The organism is Acinetobacter sp. AC1-2 (genome assembly GCF_016124155.1).
Classification (GTDB): domain Bacteria; phylum Pseudomonadota; class Gammaproteobacteria; order Pseudomonadales; family Moraxellaceae; genus Acinetobacter; species Acinetobacter calcoaceticus.
Genome location: NZ_JABFFO010000001.1, coordinates 34,324 through 54,961, shown reverse-complemented (window position 1 = coordinate 54,961; position 20,638 = coordinate 34,324). Strand labels below are relative to the sequence as shown.

9 protein-coding genes are annotated in these 20,638 nt (G+C 37.8%); 3 read left to right on the top strand and 6 right to left on the bottom strand.

The window, feature by feature from the left end; genetic code table 11:
- The first annotated feature begins 166 nt into the window (after nucleotides 1-166).
- Nucleotides 167-1,072, top strand: coding sequence for a protease HtpX (gene htpX / locus HL290_RS00205; protein WP_003650116.1), 906 nt, complete (start codon nucleotides 167-169; stop codon nucleotides 1,070-1,072).
- A gap of 46 nt (nucleotides 1,073-1,118) precedes the next feature.
- On the opposite strand, the gene HL290_RS00200 is transcribed toward htpX, so the two are convergent.
- Nucleotides 1,119-1,697 carry a DUF4112 domain-containing protein gene (locus HL290_RS00200; protein ID WP_092709460.1) on the bottom strand — a complete coding sequence of 193 codons (579 nt, stop codon included), beginning with the start codon at nucleotides 1,695-1,697 and terminating at the stop codon, nucleotides 1,119-1,121.
- A 73-nt stretch (nucleotides 1,698-1,770) separates the two neighbouring features.
- Nucleotides 1,771-4,866 carry a multidrug efflux RND transporter permease subunit gene (locus tag HL290_RS00195; RefSeq protein WP_198495270.1) on the bottom strand — a complete coding sequence of 1,032 codons (3,096 nt, stop codon included), beginning with the start codon at nucleotides 4,864-4,866 and terminating at the stop codon, nucleotides 1,771-1,773.
- Nucleotides 4,867-5,129: 263 nt separating this feature from the next.
- Here HL290_RS00195 and HL290_RS00190 point away from each other — a divergent pair, with 263 nt between their 5' ends.
- A complete protein-coding gene (locus HL290_RS00190; protein WP_198495269.1) occupies nucleotides 5,130-6,272 on the top strand; it encodes a glycerophosphodiester phosphodiesterase in 1,143 nt (380 codons plus the stop codon).
- A gap of 46 nt (nucleotides 6,273-6,318) precedes the next feature.
- Here the strand turns inward: HL290_RS00190 and HL290_RS00185 are convergent, their stop codons facing one another.
- Nucleotides 6,319-7,281, bottom strand: a complete 963-nt coding sequence (locus HL290_RS00185; RefSeq protein WP_198495268.1) for an MBL fold metallo-hydrolase — start codon at nucleotides 7,279-7,281, stop codon at nucleotides 6,319-6,321.
- Nucleotides 7,282-7,387: 106 nt separating this feature from the next.
- Between HL290_RS00185 and HL290_RS00180 the strand changes: the two genes are divergently transcribed.
- Nucleotides 7,388-7,762 (top strand): diacylglycerol kinase, encoded by a 375-nt coding sequence (locus tag HL290_RS00180; protein ID WP_056481643.1) that lies wholly within the window; start codon nucleotides 7,388-7,390, stop codon nucleotides 7,760-7,762.
- Between the two features lie 170 nt (nucleotides 7,763-7,932).
- On the opposite strand, the gene groL is transcribed toward HL290_RS00180, so the two are convergent.
- The 3 genes from groL to HL290_RS00165 form a co-directional block, all read right to left on the bottom strand.
- Nucleotides 7,933-9,567 (bottom strand): chaperonin GroEL, encoded by a 1,635-nt coding sequence (gene groL, locus HL290_RS00175; protein ID WP_045429266.1) that lies wholly within the window; start codon nucleotides 9,565-9,567, stop codon nucleotides 7,933-7,935.
- Nucleotides 9,568-9,625: 58 nt separating this feature from the next.
- On the bottom strand, nucleotides 9,626-9,916 hold the full coding sequence (groES, locus tag HL290_RS00170) for a co-chaperone GroES (protein WP_002120604.1): 291 nt from the start codon (nucleotides 9,914-9,916) through the stop codon (nucleotides 9,626-9,628).
- Nucleotides 9,917-10,156: 240 nt separating this feature from the next.
- Entirely contained in the window at nucleotides 10,157-20,410 is a 10,254-nt protein-coding gene (locus tag HL290_RS00165; RefSeq protein WP_198495267.1) for an Ig-like domain-containing protein, read from the bottom strand.
- Between the last annotated feature and the right edge of the window lie 228 nt (nucleotides 20,411-20,638).

Genomic DNA, 20,638 nt, shown 5'->3' with positions numbered 1-20,638 from the left:
GCGAATTTAGCCAATAATTCTTTAAATTTAGGTACATTCTGCTACGTGAAAGAATGTATCAATTCCTTATTTTTTTCTTGAATTTTTCTCCTAAGCCCCGCATATTAGCTGCATGATTTAGAATTTGTAAATCAGATAACATTTTATTTATAAGAGGGTTTTCTCAATGATGCGGATTGGTTTGTTTTTGCTTACCAACCTCGCGGTACTGGTTGTAGCTGGCATTATTTTGTCACTCTTCGGTGTCGGTAGTTACCATGGCGCGGGTGGCTTGAATCTAGGCAACCTTTTAGTAATCTGTTTTGTGTTTGGTATGGTGGGATCTTTAATCTCGTTATTCATGTCAAAATGGATGGCTAAGAAAACGACCGGTACAGAACTGATCGACCCGAATGCTCCTCGTAACCAAGCTGAAAGCTGGTTATTACAAACAGTCGCTGAACTTTCTCAACGTTCTGGTATTAATATGCCAGAAGTTGGTATTTTTCCATCATATCAATCCAATGCTTTTGCAACAGGTTGGAATAAAAATGATGCCTTAGTTGCCGTTTCATCTGGTCTACTTGAGCGTATGAATAAAGATGAGCTCCGTGCTGTGCTTGCGCATGAGATTGGTCACGTTGCGAATGGTGACATGGTTACCCTAGCACTCATCCAAGGTGTCGTGAACGCCTTTGTTATGTTCTTTGCTCGTGTAGTCGGTGACTTTATCGACCGTAATGTTTTTGGTCGTCAAGATGATGAAGCACCGGGTATGGGTTACTTCGTTATTACCATGGTATTAGATATTGTCTTTGGTATTCTCGCTTCTGCGATTGTGATGTGGTTCTCTCGTTATCGTGAATATCGTGCTGATGAAGCAGGTGCGCGTTTAGCAGGTAAACAAGCAATGATTTCTGCATTATTACGTCTACAAGCTGAGACAGAAATGCCAGATCAAATGCCAAAAGAAATGAAAGCTTTCGCGATTGCGGAAGGTAAAGAACAAGGTTTCAGCTTAGCTGCTTTGTTCCAAACCCACCCAACAATTGAACAGCGTGTAGCAGCTTTACATCAATTAGACTGCCCATAAAACGTTTAACGTGAAGAAATAAAGCCTCCAATCGGAGGCTTTATTTTTATGACATTGATTGATAAAAGCTCCACAGATAACTTGCTCCCCACCAAACAGCCAAGCCAATTAAAAGCAGTACAAAGGCACCTAATAAATCGGGTATATGTAACCATAACCAACTCACCACAGGATTACGCCAGAAGGCTGAGTGCTGCTGCTTCTTTTCAAGCTTTTCATGTAAATATGGATGAACGACATGAATATCACTTTGAATCGCATATTCTTCACGTATGTGGGTATGCACCACATCTAATGCTTTTCTACTAGGTCGTATAAATATATCAAAAATAGTTCCTGCAACCGGAACAAAGCCCACTACAGCATCTACAACTGCCAGTTTGATGACTGGAGTCAGCTTATGTTGAGGCACACCAATTTGTTTGGCTTTATAAATGGCATAACAAGTCAGCGCGAAACCAGCGACATCACCAGCAATTGGAATAGTACTCAGTGCAGCATCGGCACCAATACCCTGCTTTGTAAAAGGAATGCGAACTGCACTATCCATCATGGTGGCAAACTTGGCGAGATCTCGTTCTAGTGCGATGACCTGCTGCTCTGTTAATTTTTTTTCTTGAGGCATCTAAATCAAATATATGAAGAGAAGTTAAACTTAATATACTTGATTTAATACCTCTTTTTAAAATTGTTTACTTTTAACTAGAAGCTTTCGATCTAAACAATGAACGAAGCAACACGTACATCACTGGAATAAAGAATAAAACCAGCACAGTACCAAACATGACGCCACCTAAAATACTAATACCGATTTCTTGGCGACTCACAGCCCCTGCGCCTTGAGCAAAGACCAAAGGGATTACTCCAGCACCAAAGGCTAAGGAAGTCATTAGAATGGGTCTTAAACGCAAGCTAGCACCTTCTAAAGCCGCTTGAATCGCGTTCTTACCCTTTTCTTGAGCCAATGCTGCAAACTCAACTATCAAAATTGCATTTTTGCACGATAGGCCAATCGTGGTTAACATTGCGATTTGGAAATACACGTCATTTGGCAGTCCAAAAATATAAGAGAAAATTACACTTCCCCCTACGCCAAGCGGAATAGATGTCATCACAGCGGCTGGAATGCTTAAGCTTTCATACAAAGCTGCTAAACATAAGAAAATAAAGCCTGCCGAGATGAGATATAACCAGATGGCCTGATTAGTCGACTTCTGTTCTTCAAAAGATAAACCTGTCCACGCTAAACCCACATCCTTTTGCTGATTTACGAGTTGTTCAACATCTTTCATTGCCTGACCTGAACTACTGCCACTCGCAACATCTGCCTGTAGCTGTAAAGCACTATATCCCATATAGCGTTTTACGATTTCAGGAGCTCCGCCCCAGCTAAAGTTAGCAAATGAACTAAAAGGCACCATTTCATTTTGGTTATTACGTACAGACCAGTTATATAAATCTTCCGGTTTCGATCTAAACTCAGCATCACCTTGAATCATGACACGCTTGATACGACCGCGGTCAATAAAGTCATTCACGTAAGTTCCACCCCACGCACTCGACAGGGTGTTATTAATCGCAGGTAGCTCTAACCCATTTGCTAATGCTTGTTTCTGGTCAATCTTAATATTGAGGTTTGCTTTACTATTGGTTGATTGCTTATCAAAGTTTTCAAAACTTGAGTAGCTTTTGCTCTGTGTTTGCAACTGACGGAAGGTGCTATCTAGAAAATCTTGCCCCTGCCCATTTAAATCTTGAATCCATAAATCCAAACCATCAGTTTGACCTAAACCATTGACCGAAGCAGGTAAAGTCACATTAATCTGTGCATTATTAAAACGACTAAAATATTTCATCGCACGCTTTTGTATAGCGTCTGCCGAATCATCTTTTCCTGTACGCACATCCCACGGTTTTAAAGCAATAAATCCTTGTGCCAAGTTCTGTCCTGTACCTGAGTAATTTCGGCCATAACGGATTAAAACCAAGTCGACATTTTTATCTTCTTGCGACAAGAAATATTGACGAACTTGTTCACCAATTTTCTGACTTTGAGAAATTGGGGCACTATCAACAAGTTTAATTTGAACACTTAAAATGCCTTGATCTTCTTTAGGAATAAATCCACTTTTTAAACCGCTATAGAACAGGGTGAAAACAGCGATCAGAGCCACAAAAATCACAACAACCGATTTACTGTAACGAATGCTTGTTTGTACGATCTTTATATATTGATTTTTAAGTTGATCAATTTTTTGGTTAAACCAAACCGCCCAACGCATAGGCTCAGGGTTAGGTTTTAAAATTAGGGCACATAAAGCTGGTGTTAGGACTAATGCAACGACGAGCGATAACGCCATAGCTGCAACTAAAGTAATGGAAAACTGGCGGTAAATCACCCCAATTGAACCACCTAAAAAGGACATTGGAATAAAAACCGCGGTTAAAACCAATGTAATCCCAATTAAGGCTCCACTAATTTCTCCCATTGACTCAATAGCAGCTTCTTTTGGTGTTAAGTGCTGTTCATGCATGAGCCGTTCAACGTTTTCCACGACTACAATTGCATCATCAACTAACAAGCCAATGGCAAGCACCAATGCAAATAACGTTAAGGTGTTAATACTAAAACCGAGCACATATAAAACAGCAAAAGTCCCTAAAATAACAACCGGCACGGTAATACTCGGAATGAGTGTCGCACGCCAGCTTTGTAAAAATAGGAACATCACCAAAATAACGAGAATAATCGCTTCAACAAGCGTCTTTACAACTTCCTTAATCGACTCTTGAACAAACGGCGTGTTATCTCGTGGATAAACAATTTTATATCCGGCTGGTAACTTGCTTGTAACCTGATCTAGAGTTTGATGAATAAGCTTAGAGGTCTGAATGGCATTCGCACCTGAAGATAGCGAAATACCTAAACCTGCAGCAGGATAACCATTAATGGTATTAAAAGACTGATAGTTTTCTGCACCCAACTCAACTCTGGCAATATCTTTTAAATAGACATAGCTCGCTGTTTGATTTGATTTCACTACAATATTTTTAAACTCTTCAACTGTTTTTAGTCGAGAACCGGCTGTAACTTTAGTATTTAAATATTGCCCATCGATAACAGGTAAATCACCAATTGCACCCGCGGCCACCTGTGTATTTTGAGCGGTGATTGCACTGGCAACATCACTTGGCATTAAATTATATTGTTTTAATTTATCAGGATTTAGCCAGATTCGCATTGCATATTGCGAACCAAAAACATCCGACTCGCCTACCCCTTCAATACGGTTCAGGTCATCTACCACATGCGTAGTTAAGTAATCCGATAGCTCAATGTTCCCCGCTTTACCAGTCGAGTCATATAAACCCACCACCATGAAAGTATCGCCCAAAGACTTACTTACCGTCACCCCTTGGCGTTGTACTTCATCTGGTAAACGTCTTATGACGCCACTAATACTATTTTGTACTTGCACCTGTGCCGTATCTGGATTTGTTCCATTATCAAAACTAATCGTAATTCGGCTACGTCCCGATGAATCACTGGTCGAACTGAAATAAAGTAAGTGATCAATACCTTGTATTTGCTGTTCTAAAATCTGAGTAACACTTTGCTCAACCGTTTGTGCATCCGCCCCACTATAACTTGCCGATACTGTAATTTTTGGAGGTGCAATATCAGGATAACGTTCTACAGGTAAATTCAGCACCGAGAAAATACCAAATGCCATAACAATAATTGCTAGTACACTGGCAAAAATAGGACGCTGAATAAAGAATTTAGATAGCATGGCTGCTCAGAATTAAGTCGTCAATTAACAAGGGGCAATACCCAATTTGGCATCTTGATCATCAACGAGCGATATATAAAAGACAAGTAGAATTAACACAATAAATGCAATTAGGACAAAAACAAAGCAGGAATGATTATTTCCTACAAACCCATAAAGAAGACTTTAACAAGTGTCACTGAAAATTCATGAATTCTTCATGATCACGTCAAGTTCAATGAGCAGACTAGAGCCGTTTCAACTAAAACAATATGAGTAGAATTATGTTTAAAAAAGCAATTTTATGCTTAAGTTTAATTGGCTTAGTTGGTTGTAATGACGATGATAAAACTGAAAACACACCAACTACGCCAGAATATCAACTTCCTAAAATTTTAGTGATAGGACACCGTGGCGCTAGCGCTTTACGTCCAGAACACACCTTAGCTTCATATCAAAAAGCCATTGATGATGGTGCAGATTTTATTGAACCTGACCTTGTTTCAACACAAGATGGTGTATTGGTTACTCGCCATGAAAATGAGATTGGCGGAACAACCAATGTAAGTACTTTAAGCCAGTTTGCAGACCGTAAAAAAACAAAAAATATTGATGGTAAAGACTTAACAGGTTGGTTTACAGAAGACTTCACTTTAAGTGAATTACAGCAACTTAAAGCGCGTGAACGTATTCCAGAGTTCAGACCAGCAAACACAGCTTATAATGACCTCTACCCAGTTCCAACTCTAGAACAAGTGATTGAGCTGGCTGAAGCAAATTATAAGAAAACTGGAAAAATTATTGGTTTATATATTGAAACTAAACATCCGAGTTACTTTAAAAACCAGAAACTGGCAATGGAAGATACTCTTCTTAAAACCTTAGCTAAATATAAATATACGCGTGACATTGCACCTGTCTATTTACAGTCTTTTGAAGTCAGCAATTTAAAATATCTAAAAGATCAGCTCGACCTTCATAAAACGATTAAACATGCACAAATCATTCAATTATATGATGCTAAGACTTCACAACCAGCCGACTTTGTTGAATCTGGCGAAATTAAAACTTATGCCGATTTAGCCACAGCACAAGGTTTAAAAGACGTGGCTAAATACGCAAATGGTGTAGGACCAAGTAAAGGCTATATTCTGAACTTTAATGACAATGGCTCAGTTCAAACGACTTCATTTATTTCTGATGCACATACGGCTGGCTTAAAAGTACATCCTTATACTTTCCGTCCAGAAAATAATTTTTTACCAGCGCCTTTAAAATGCAGTCAAGATAAACCAGCTGAGCGCTGCCCATCTGGTGCTTTAAAAGAGTTTGAAGCATATTTCAAAGCGGGTGTTGATGGAGTCTTTACAGATGACCCAGCACTTGGCCGTGAAGCCGTTATTAATTATGAAAAAGCCGCAAAATAATTAAAGTTTTTAATAAAAAAAACAGGGCAATAAATGCCCTGTTTTTTTATTTCTCTACGACATTATCAAAATAAAGTGGGATCCACTGATATTGCTCAGCGTTTACTTTATAAACATGACCAATGCCTGGAAATGGTAAATGTGGTGCTGCGACCCATTGCTGTTTATTTGAAATTTCAGCGAACATTTTTAAACGGGTATTAATCGCCTGCTCAGAATTCACATCAAAATCCACTCCTGTTTTTGGAGCATCAAACTGCAAAGAATGTGAGTGAACAATGTCTCCAACAAAAATAATTTGCTGATCATTACTCTTTAAGCGAAAGCTGTGATGACCAGGCGTATGACCACGTGTATCGATCACTTCAAAGCCTTGAATGACATCACCATCTTTAAATGTCTTAAATGTTTTTTTTGCTTGATATGGAGCAAGAGCAGTTTTTACATTTTTCACAGTACCTAAGTAACTTTCTTTTTTATCTGCTGGCACTGTTTTTTCAGAAGCTGGATTTAACCAATAATCAGCCTCACGTTCATGTGCATAAACGGTTGCATTTGGAAATACAGCTTTTCCATTTTGAGTAATACCGCATACATGGTCTGGGTGTAAATGCGTGAGCAATACTGTTTTTACATTTGCCAGTTGATAACCTGCCAATTCAATATTTTTTGCAATCGAACCAAGTTGTGGGCCAAAACAACTTGCTGCGCCACTGTCTACAAGCGTCAAACTTTTGCCATCATCTACTAAAAATGCATTAACCGAAGTTTGAATACCCTTCTCATTCACAGCAGCATATTTAGTTAATATTTTAGTTTTCTGAGTCTGATTTAAGTTTTTAAACAAGTTAGGATTTAAATAAATCGTGCCATCGAGCAAAGAGGTTACACGGTATTTGCCAAATTGATGGTGATAATAACCCGGTACTTGTTGGGTAGGAGCTTGCTCGGCATACGTTGCATGCATGCTACAAAATGCAAGACCCAAAGCTACACATAATTTTTTCATCTCTTCTTCTCTATTCAGTTATAAAGTCAAAATCTTTAAAAAAGATTTAATAATTTTTTAAGACCCAAATTGTATAATGCATGAAATGTGTCAGAAATATAAGTAAATGAATAGCTATTCTCCTTATAAGGGCAAAACTGGTCTTAAGCGCATATTAAATGCAACGGGCTACTCTATTTCCGGATTTAAAGCAGCATATAAAAATGAGGCAGCTTTCCGTCAAATTGTTTTTATTAATCTTATTTTAATTCCAGTCAGTTTTTTTCTTGATGTAACCCGCAGTGAACATGTCTTACTCATTATTGTATGTTTGTTTGCAATGATCGTTGAACTGTTCAATTCAGCTATTGAAGCAGTGGTTGATCGAGTTTCTCTTGAAAAACATCAACTTTCTAAAAATGCAAAAGATATGGGAAGTGCTGCTCAATTTGTTGCACTTTCTATCATTGCCATTACATGGTTGTTCATTTTATTAGGATAAAAAAAACCATGCTTATAAGTAAATAAGCATGGCTGTAACAAAGAGGAACTTCTAGCTGCTGTTCCTGTTTTTTAATATAAGTTATTGAACTTAACGATTTCTTAAAATCACGTAAAATAAAAAATCCCTGCATTTGCAGGGATTTTTTTAGTTAAAGCGTTGATGCGTTATCACATCATCCCGCCCATACCACCCATACCGCCCATATCTGGAACAGCTTGTTTATCTTCTGGAATGTCAGTAATCATACATTCTGTAGTTAACATTAAACCAGCTACAGAAGCAGCGTGTTCAAGTGCAGAACGAGTTACTTTAGCAGGGTCAAGAATACCCATTTCTAACATATCGCCATATTCGCCAGTTGCAGCGTTATAACCGAAGTTACCTTCACCAGCTTTAACTGCATTAATCACTACAGATGGCTCATCACCTGCGTTTGAAACGATTTGACGAAGTGGAGCTTCGATTGCACGGCGTAAAATGTTGATACCCGCAGTTTGATCTTCGTTAGCACCTTTTAGGTTGTCTAATACATTTACAGCACGTACTAGTGCAACACCACCACCAGCAACAACACCTTCTTCAACTGCTGCGCGAGTTGCATGAAGTGCGTCGTCTACACGGTCTTTCTTCTCTTTCATTTCAACTTCAGTTGCCGCACCGATTTTAATTACAGCAACACCGCCAGCTAATTTAGCAACACGTTCTTGTAATTTTTCACGGTCATATTCTGAAGAAGACTCTTCAATTTGAGCACGGATTTGTTGAACACGCTCAGCGATTGCAGCTGCATCACCAGCACCATCAACAATAACAGTGTTTTCTTTAGAAACAGTGATTTTGTGTGCAGTACCTAAATCTTGAAGAGTCGCTTGTTCTAAAGACATACCAACTTCTTCAGAAATAACAGTTGCGCCAGTCAAGATCGCGATGTCTTGAAGCATTGCTTTACGACGGTCACCAAAGCCAGGAGCTTTAACAGCACATACTTTGATAATGCCGCGCATGTTGTTTACAACAAGTGTAGCAAGGGCTTCGCCTTCAACATCTTCAGCGATGATAAGAAGTGGTTTACCAGTTTTCGCAACTGCTTCTAAAACAGAAATCAATTCACGAATGTTACCGATTTTTTTGTCAACAAGAAGGATGAACGGGTTTTCAAGTTCAGCCGTTAAAGTATCTTGCTTGTTTGCAAAGTACGGAGAGATATAACCACGGTCAAACTGCATACCTTCTACAACGTCTAATGCGTCTTCGAAGCCAGAACCTTCTTCTACAGTAATTACGCCTTCTTTACCTACTTTTTCCATCGCTTGAGCGATAAGTTTACCAACAGTAGTATCAGAGTTTGCAGAGATAGAACCAACTTGTTCGATCGCTTTGAAATCATCAGCAGGTTTTGCGTTTGAACGGATATTTTCAACTACAGTTCTTACTGCGATATCGATACCACGTTTTAAATCCATTGGGTTCATACCTGCAGTTACAGATTTGATCCCTTCATTTAAAATTGCTTGAGCAAGTACAGTTGCAGTTGTCGTACCGTCACCAGCGATGTCGTTAGTTTTGCTTGAAACTTCACGAACAAGTTGAGCACCCATGTTTTCAAACTTGTCTTTTAATGAAATTTCTTTCGCAACAGTTACACCGTCTTTTGTGATGTGCGGAGCGCCGAAAGAACGGTCAATAACAACGTTACGACCTTTAGGGCCTAAAGTCACTTTAACAGCATCTGCAAGTACGTTTACGCCTGCAATCATTTTTGAGCGAGCTGAATCACCAAATTTTACGTCTTTAGCTGACATATTAAACTCCGAATCTTTTTAAATACTGAATCTGATAATGGATTGAGTTATGGATTGATTAGCCTTCCAACACAGCTAAAATATCTGACTCTTTCATGATTAAGAGTTCTTCACCACTTACTTTCACTGTTGTACCTGCATAAGTACCAAACAATACTTTGTCACCAACTTTAACATCCAAAGCACGTACGCCATTCTCAGTGATTTGACCATTACCTACTGCAATTACTTCACCTTGCGAAGGTTTCTCTGCAGCAGAACCTGGAAGTAAAATACCACCAGCAGTTTTGGTTTCTTCTTCTACGCGACGAATTACAACGCGATCATGTAATGGACGAATGTTGCTCATAATTAACTCCACCAGACTAAGTCTTTTTGATTAATCGTTATTGCCATAATCCAGAGCAATAACAAAATATTTAGATGTCACTTTTGTGGGGATGAAAAAAAACGCTTCAAGGGGAAAATGAAAAAAAACTTATCTTTTTTGGTCATTTTTTAACAGGTTGTGAAGAGTTTTTATTAAATTTAAAGCACAAAATAAAAGGGACTATTTTCATAGCCCCTTTTATTAAAAAAAATAACAATATTAAACAACAAGTTGTTGGTTATTTAACAATTCATCCAATGTTGTATTTACATGATTCAAAGTAATCAATGAAATACTACTAAACATTGTACCTTCACCGTCTCGGTCAAGACTAATAGTTGTGTTTCCAGCGTATTGTTCTACGCTAATAAATTTCGCCAATGTGCTCACATCTTTAGAATAGTCAATTAATAGTTCACTTAAATCGATTTTGTCAGCTTGGAGGTCAGTTCTTACATCACCTAAAGTAAAGTCTAATACCGTATCATGTCCATTCCCGCCAGTCGCATCTTGGCTATTTAGCAATTGAAACAAAATAGTATCAGCACCATCATTAGTCATATAGGTATCGTTACCTTCACGCCCATTCAAAACGTTATTCCCAGAGTTACCTGTTAAAAGATTCTCTAAAGCATTGCCTGTTGCATTCAGATGAGCAGAACCAACCAGTTCCAAGTCTTCCACATAACGACCGCTTTCCAAAAACGAATCTACAGTTGTGGGATCATTTACTGTTTGATATAAACCAACCAAACTGTAATTAACAGAACTGATAATTTTATCGTGTCCCCCTAAATCCACATCCTTATAATCAAACCCAACTAGTTGAGGTTCCAAATAACCATTTTGGACCCAAATACTTTCATAATGGCTTGTATCAATCCAAGTCTCTTCATTATGACCATCAAACACATATTGTTGCTCATAATAGCCTTGCTCAATCCATTGAGACTCATAATGTCCATCTTGAACGAACTGTTGTTCAAAATGTCCAATCTCTTCAGTATAAGGACCCGTTAGTCCATATCCTGACTGCCATTGATTTAAATTATAATCATAATAACTATTAACATATTGATTATATGAACCATCATCCAAATAGTAATTTACGCCATTTTGATCAGTATAGACGTCTCTTGTGCCATCAACGATCCATACATCTTGATAATAACTAGTATCAATCCAAATATCTTGGGAGTAACTTGTGTCAATCCAAACATTCTCAAAATGACTTGTATCTACCCATATATAATCAGTATAACCAGAAGCTACCCATTGCTCCTCATAATGACTTGTATCTATCCAGACATCCTCAAATACTTCAACAAGAGCAACTACATACTCTTGAACAAAATCACTTATATGATCAACTACATACGTATTATCCGTAGCATCACCTTTAAACTGATCAACAGTGATTGTAGTTAAATCATTAATTGCTTTACTGATAGTTTCACTACGATTTCCAGCACGATCAATAACGGTAAAGTCAAATGATGTTGCATTCCCATACATATAAGTAGAGAAAGTTCCATCTGCCATGACCGTAGTACTCGTTACAGAAGGTTCTTGATCAGCAAAATAATAAGTGACTTCAACAGTAGCATTGCTTTCGGCATGTCCTACCAGCCAATTACCCCATTCATTTATGGCAAGCTGGGTGACCACTTTCGGTGCTGTTGTATCATTTGTAGCAATAATCGTTGTACCCACACTTACATTTTGATTTGTATCAACTACTTTTACCGTCAATGTTTCGCCATGCCAATATTGTGACCATAATTGCGCCAAGAAAGTACCACTACTTCCAGCCGTAGTCTGACCAACTAAATTATTATTAGCATCAAAAATATTAACTGCTGAATATGCTTCCGCTTGCCCTGAAAGTATATTTCCGTCCTCTAATACAAGCTGAGTTGCTGCATTTGGTGCGACAGTGTCTATAGGTGCCTTAATTTCTGTATAAACGCTTTGATAGCCATTTTGCTCTACAACAACGCGTAAAGTTTGTCCATTCGCCTGAGGTGGGTATAACTGGATATTAAAATGCCCCACTTCATCTACATAACCACTGGCAATAGGATTACTATGTATATCAAAAATACGCACACTACTATCTGGTGTAGCAGTTCCCTCAATAAAGAAACCATTTTCAGATACCACAACATGATCTGCTGATGGTGGTGCATTAGTGTCTGGATTAAAAGTAATATTAAATGGAATACTTATATTGTTAGCTAAATCCGTTGCTGTGATAAATAACTGCTCTCCACGTAATATAGGTGTATAAATACTAGTATTGAAATATCCATCTTCATCCGTTTGGAACTCTGTTCGTAAACTCCCATCTGCATTCATTAACTGAATGATTGCTTTTGAATCAGTGTGTCCAGTAAGACCATATCCATCATTGTTAATTACCACCTCATTAATTACTGGAGCAATATTGTCTAAAGGCGCAATAATTTCAGAGATGGGGCTATATTGATTCGTATTCTGGTCATAAACTCGAACTTGTAATATCTGTCCCTTTAAATAATAGTCATTTAACTGAATATTAAAACTACCATCCTCATTCACTGTACTGTCCCACAACCAATTAATGCTCTGACCATTGACTGATGTTACAGCAACCATCATCCCCGCTGTTGCCTTCCCTGTCAAAATATGGCCATCTACATCCAATTTTAGCTCTGTTGCAGCAATTGGTGAGTTGGTAAATACAGGCACTATTTCATGAACAACTTCACTGCGGTTACCAGCTTTATCTTTGACAACGATACTTAAATTTTGTGTCTGATATTGACTCAAATTGATCCATTGATTAAATGTGCCATCGTACCCAACATCAGTTGTTGTGATAACTGCACCATATTTATCAATAATTTCAATAGTTGAGTTTGGCTCAGCCTCACCCAAAAGCAATCCGTCTGACGTTAACGTAATATTTGTAGCTGCTGCTGGTGCGACATCATCGACTAAAGCATTTTGATTAACTTCTACACTTCGGTTGCCTGCTCGATCAATTACAATAAAAGTGAGTTCTTCTCCATGTAAATAAACCTGATATAGATAACCCGAAGCATTACCCTCACTATCTACATAACCAGAACCTACAACTTCACCAGCAGTATTTTTAACTTCGATCTGACTATTTGCTTCAGCTTGTGCTGTAAAGTTTTGACCATTTTCATTGAAAATAACGCTTTCAATCGGATTTGGTACAACGTCATCAACTAAAGTATTTAACTTCACTTCAGCACTACGGTTACCAGCACGATCTACGACAACAAAAGTAAGCTCCTCTCCATTTAAGTACAATTTATAAAAGGAGCCTGAGACATTACCCGCACTGTCTACATAACCAGAGCCTATAATTTCACCAGCATTATTTTTAACTTCGATTCGACTATCTACATCTGCTTGTGCTGTAAAGTTCTGTCCATTAATATCAAGTATAATATTTTCGATCGGATTCGGTGCAATATCATCAATCAAAGCATTTTGCTTAAATTCAATACTTTGATTACCTGCTTTATCTATAACAGTAAAAGTGAGTTCCTCACCTTTTAAATAAACTTGGCTGAACTGACCTGTCACATTACCAGTGCTATCGACATAACCATAACCGACAAACTCACCCGCAGCATTTTTGACACTAATAAAACTATTTGCTTCTGCTTGTGCCGTAAAACTTTGACCATTTTCATTAAAGATAATATTTTCAATCGGATTTGGCCCAATAGTATCCATCAAAGCATTTAACTTCACTTCATCACTACGGTTACCTACTCGGTCTACGACAACGAACGTTAATTCTTCTCCATGTAAATACACTTGATAGAAGTAACCCGTCACATTACCAGTGCTATCTGCATAACCATATCCTATAGATTCACCAGCAGCATTTGTGATTTCTATCCGACTATTTGCTTCCGCTTGTGCTGTAAAGTTTTGACCGTTCGTATCAAGTACAATATTTTTAATCGGATTTGGCGCAATATCATCAAATGGAGCCTTAACTGAAACAGCTTCACTCACATTTCCAGCTCGGTCTTTAACAGTGACTGTGAACTCTTCACCATGTAAATTGTAAGTACCGAAAGAAATAGTGAATGTACCATCAGCGTTTACACTATAATCCCACGTATTCATCTGCTGACCATTTTGATCAAAAATCTGGATGAAGGTATTTGGCTCAGCTACACCAGAAAGGGATGAACCATCTTCATTGAATGTAAGATTACTTGCAGCCGCGGGAGCAATATCATCAAGCGGTGCTTTTACAGTAACCCCACCACTCATATTACCAGCCCGATCTACTACAACTACCTTAAACTCTTCGCCATGCAAGTAGTTACTGTATAAAGAGATGTTAAATGTTCCATCCCAATTAACATTATTATTCCACTGATTTACCAATTGACCATTCTGATCAAATATTTGAATCGTAGCATTTGGCTCAGCCATACCAGTTAGATATGAGCCATCTTCACTAAATACTAAATTAGTCGCATTTTCTGGTGCAGTATTATCAAGAAAGGCTGTTTGTTTTACTTCAACACTGCGATTACCAGCTTGATCAATCACAACAAAAGTGAGTTCCTCACCTTTTAAATAAACTTGATTCAAGTATCCTGAGACATTACCAGCACTATCTACATAACCTGAACCTACAACCTCACCCGCAGCATTTTTAACTTCAACTTGAGTATTTACTTCTGCTTGCGCTGTAAAGTTTTGACCATTTTCATTGAAAATGATGTTTTCAATCGCATTCGGAGCAATGTCATCATTTAAGGCATTTTGTTTAACCTCTGCACTGCGGTTACCAGCTCGGTCAATTACAACAAAAGTAATTTCTTCTCCATGTAAATGAACCTGATATAAGTAGCCTGAAACATTGCCCATGCTATCGGTTGAACCATATCCTATGACTTCACCAGCAGCATTTTTGATTTCAATTTGAGTATTTGCTTCTGCCTGAGCTGTAAAGTTCTGTCCGTTCGCATCAAGTACAATATTTTCAATCGCATTTGGTGCAACATCATCAGTTAAAGCGTTTTGCTTGATCTCTGCACTGCGGTTACCCGCTCGGTCAACGACAACAAAAGTGAGTTCTTCTCCATGTAAAAAGACTTGATATAAATAACCTGACACATTACCAGCGCCATCTACATAACCAGAACCTACGACCTCACCTGCAGCATTTCTAACTTCAACTTGAGTATTTGCTTCCGCTTGTGCTGTAAAGTTTTGACCATTTGAGTCAAGTACAATATTTTCAATCGGATTTGGTGCAATATCATCAATCAAAGCATTCTGCTTAACTTCTGTACTACGGTTACCCGCTCGATCTACAACGATGAAAGTTAATTCTTCTCCATGTAAATAGACCTGATACAAGTAACCAAAAACATTGCCTGTGCTATCTGCTGCCCCATAACCTATGACGTCACCATTGGTATTTTTAATTTCAATTTGGCTATTTGCTTCGGCCAGAGCTGTAAAGTTCTGACCATTGATATCGAATACAATATTTTCAATCGGATTTGGCTCGGCATCGTCATTCAAAGCACTCTGCTTGACCTCTGCACTACGGTTACCCGCTCGATCAATCACGACAAAAGTAAGTTCCTCACCATGTAAGTAAACTTGCTGAAAATAACCAGATACATTACCTGAGCTATCGGTATAGCCAAAACCAATCTTATTTCCAGCCTGATCTAATACATCAATAGAGCTTCCAGCTTCTGCCTGAGCTGTAAAGCTTTGGCCATTTTCGTTAAAGATGATATTTTCAATCGCATTTGGTGCAATGGTATCAATTAAAGCATTTTGCTTAAATTCGATACTGCGGTTACCAACTCGATCTATGACAACAAAAGTGAGTTCCTCACCATGTAAATAGGTTTGATTGAAAGAACCAGAAGCATTACCAGCACTATCTGTAGAGCCCCAACCCGTCTGATTACCCAATGAATCAAAAACTTCAATCTGACTATTTGCTTCCGCTTGTGCTGTAAAGTTTTGACCGTTTGCATCAAGTAAAATATTTTTAATTGGATCCGGTGCAATATCATCAAGTGGAGCTTTAATTGAAACAGCTTCACTCACATTTCCAGCTTGGTCTTTAACAGTGACCGTGAATGCCTCTCCATGTAAATTATTGCTACCTAAGAAAACAGTAAATGTACCGTCCGAGTTGACGGTATTATTCCATATATTCAATGGCTGACCATTATGATCAAAAACCTGAATCGTAGTATTCAGTTCTGCTACACCCGTAAGATATGAACCATCTTCTGAGAAAACTAAATTACTGGCTGGTGTAGGAGGAACTGTATCAGCGGTAATTACAGTATCGGTGCTTATTTGTCCACGAGCATCCTTAATTGATAAGAACAACTGCTCACCATCAACAAGAGGGCGATCAAGTTGGAGTTTAAAATAACTTGATCCATTCCAGCCATTATCTTCACCGACTTTAATTTCAGCTACGACTTCACCTTTGGCATCTTTAACAATGAGAGTACTATTATTTTCAGCTTGCCCACTTATCACTCCGTCTGAAGTAAAGCTATCTACATAGGGAGCAAAAGCATAGTTAGGTGCCTGTATCTGCGCTGCTAAACTTACATTTCCATTTACATCTGTAGCCGTGACATAAACTGTCTCAGCATTAGTTAAAAACATACCTAATTCTATCGAGAAACTTCCACTCTCGTCGGTCCAGTTATTCCAAAACCATTTATTAAGAATGTTTCCTTGTCCATCTTTAACTAAAATTTCAGAGAAAGGTTCTGCATGACCATAAACTAAATCGCCAGCATCATTGAAATTTAAATCTGTTGGAACAGGTGGAGGAGTCAGATCTACAACAATATTCTGCTCAGGGCTCATCAGACCTTTATTATCAATAATTTGAACGGAAATTTGCTCTCCATCAATTAAAGGACGGTTTACACTCAAGCTAAAATGACTAAATTCATTCCAACTATTGTCATCACCTAATGTAACCTTTCCTAATTCATTACCGTCAGCATCACGCACAATTACCGTACTATTATCTTCAGCAAACCCAGAAATTAAGCCTTCTTGTGTAATACGTTCAACATATGGAATATAAGCAAAGTTTGGAACTTCGATTAGCGCTTCACTCGTATTTTGATTTTTATCTACTACTTGTACGGTAACCGACTCACCTTCTTTTAAAAATTGGAACACAGGTAAACTTGCAAAGCCTTGTTCATCTGTAACACCGTTAGCAATTAGATTTCCTGTTCCGGAAAACACAAGAATAAGGCTGTTAGGTTCATTGACATGTACTGATAAGGTTTCGCCACTGATATCAAATTGTGGAGTTTCTAAAAATACTGCGGGCGTATAGTCTGCGGTAATATATTGTGGATGGCCTGAAACATTATCTTTATCTGTAGAGATAATAATTTGAGTACCTTCCTCTAAGGGCTGATCGAGGGACAAAGTAAATGGTCTTACCTCACCTAATGTCATTACACTAAATGGAGTAATACCAGAGTTATCAAATGCAATCGAATTAAACTCTTGCAGAATATTTCCATTCTGATCTTTTACAATAAAATGACTACCTTCAGTCGCATAACCGCTGATTACACCTTCTGGACTAATTCGTAAAATACTAAGAGCTGGAACTTCAGTAACTAGACCAATTAATGAATTTTCACTGCTGTATCCATTATAAGTAGCGACGGCATAAACTTCTTGATTTGAACTAATTGAAAGGTCTTGTAGAGTAAATTTACCATCATCATTAGTTATTGTACTTGCAAGCCAATCACCATTTTTATTGTAGATATCAATCTTGCTTCCTTTATAACCACTACCTGAAATAATAGCTCCATCTATATTGTTGAAAGTTAAAGAATCTAGTATTGGCGAATTTGGAGTATGGTCTACACTATAACTATGTACCTGTTGAATAATCGCTGTATTGCCAGCTTGGTCAGTAAGACTAATATCAACTGATATATTAGTTTCCAACTGTTCTGACCACAGAAGATCTGCTGGAATTTCGGCAACCCATTCTTGGGTTGCTTCATCAAAATAAAAGTTATAAAGAACATCATTTAAGGTAGTATTTACTGTAGTCAGAGCACTGTTTAAATCTGTTGGTAGATTATCGATTTCCAGTTTTATCGAAATAATCTGATCTTTTTCAACTAGACTTATCTTATTATCTTCGGTAATTGGTTTAACAGTTACTGTACTTGCTTGAATATTTAAAGAATTATCTACTACTACTTTTTGGACAGCGGTTTCAGATGTATTCCCTGCAAGATCCGTTACTACAGCTTTAAATTGGTAAATACCATCAGCTAAATCTTTTTGTTCAGCTGTTGTTTCCTGCCAAGTCTTTCCTTCATCTTTAGAAATTTCATAATGATCTAGTAAAGCAGCTTGTTCTCCAATCACAATCGGTTGAGCCAGCTTCAAAGTAAAATTATTATCTTGCGTAATCTGATCCGTTGCTGAGACACCTGTATCGCTCAAATCAGATAAAGTTAGTTCACCTGCTTTCGGCGCCGTTGTATCAACAACTACTTTTTGTACAGCAGTTTCTGATGTATTCCCTGCAAGATCTGTCACCACAGCTTTATATTGGTAAACACCATCAGCTAAATCTTTTTGATCAGCTGTTGTTACCTGCCAAGTCTTTCCTTCATCTTTAGAAATTTCATAATGATCTAGTAAAGCTGCTTGTTCGCCGATAACAATCGGTTGAGCCAACTTCAAAGTAAAACTATTATCTTGTGTGATCTGGTCTGTTGCTGAAACACCTGTATCGGACAAATCAGATAAAGTTAATTCACCTTCTTGCGGTGCTTTAGTATCCACAACTACTTTTTGGACACCAGTTTCTGATGTATTCCCTGCAAGATCTGTCACCACAGCTTTATATTGGTAAACACCATCCGTTAAATCTTTTTGATCAGCTGTTGTTTCCTGCCAAGTCTTTCCTTCATCTTTAGAAATTTCATAATGATCTAGTAAAGCTGCTTGTTCTCCAATCACAATCGGTTGAGCCAACTTCAAAGTAAAACTATTATCTTGTGTGATCTGGTCTGTTGCTGAAACACCTGTATCACTCAAATCAGATAAAGTTAGTTCACCTGCTTTCGGCGCTTTAGTATCCACAATGACTTTTTGTACAGCAGTTTCTGAGGTATTCCCTGCAACGTCTGTCACCACAGCTTTATATTGGTAAACACCATCCGTTAAATCTTTTTGATCAGCTGTTGTTTCCTGCCAAGTCTTTCCTTCATCTTTAGAAATTTCATAATGATCTAGTAAAGCTGCTTGTTCTCCAATCACAATCGGTTGAGCCAACTTCAAAGTAAAACTATTATCTTGTGTGATCTGGTCTGTTGCTGAAACACCTGTATCACTCAAATCAGATAAAGTTAATTCACCTTCTTGCGGTGCTTTAGTATCCACAACTACTTTTTGGACAGCAGTTTCTGAGCTATTCCCTGCAACGTCTGTCACCACAGCTTTAAATTGGTAAACACCATCAGCTAAATCTTTTTGATCAGCTGTTGTTACCTGCCAAGTCTTTCCTTCATCTTTCGATATCCAGTAAGTGATTTGGCTATTTACTTCTTGTCCGCTAATCTTTAAATCAAAAGTTTTATCTTGCGTAATCTGGTCGGTTGTCGAAACACCTGTATCACTCAAATCAGATAAAGTCAGTTCACCTGCTTTCGGCGCTTTAGTATCCACAATGACTTTTTGTATAGCAGTTTCCGAAGCATTTCCTGCCCGATCGGTTACTACAGCTTTGTAAAGATAACTTCCGTCAGCTAAATCTTTTTGAGGTACTGTTGTTTCTTGCCAAGTCTTTCCTTCATCAGTAGAAACCAAATACGTTACTCGGCTGCCACTTTCCTGCCCTTCAATCTTTAAATTGAAGTTTTGATCTTGAGTGATCTGGTCTGTTGTTGAGGCCCCTGAGTCCAAAAGATTTTTGAGAATCAAATTACCTGGCTCAGGAGGGGTCGTGTCTTTAGGATCTTTCCGTGACAATAAAGCAATTGTTCCTGCACCAGCCAAAACACTGGCCACCCCAGTCCAGAAAGGTACAGAAGATGATGAGTCTATAAACTTTGCTGCATCTTTTACTTCTAAATAATTAACAGTAGTCTGTCCGGTAGCATCTTCACCTAAACTGGCAGTCCAATAACTCTGCCCTTCATTTAAAAGAATTTGCGGATTTTCGCTAATAAAATAGTTTTCTAAAACAATTTCAGTTCCATCTTTTAGATGAATAATTGCATTATTTCCCTCTCTTGTTATTGAGGCAATTTTTTCTGGGCTTATATCGATTTTCGCGATTTCTTTAGGATCTACTACAATATTTTTTGTCTGGCCTACATTAATATCAACTGTATTATTTTTTGAAGCAGTATTTGCCATTAATGATACTTGTACCATTTTTCCACCATGAAATTTTAAATAATTATTAAGTTTTTCTAAAATATTAAGTAAAATAGACACTCATTTTTATAAAATATTATTAAAGATCATAAAACACTAAACCCTTATTATAGCTGCATAAAAATTACGGCTTTTTATATAGTTAAAAATTTTTATGTATCCATTAATATTATTTTAAAATGATAAAACATTTAGAATGTTTTTCTATTCCCCATATATAGAATT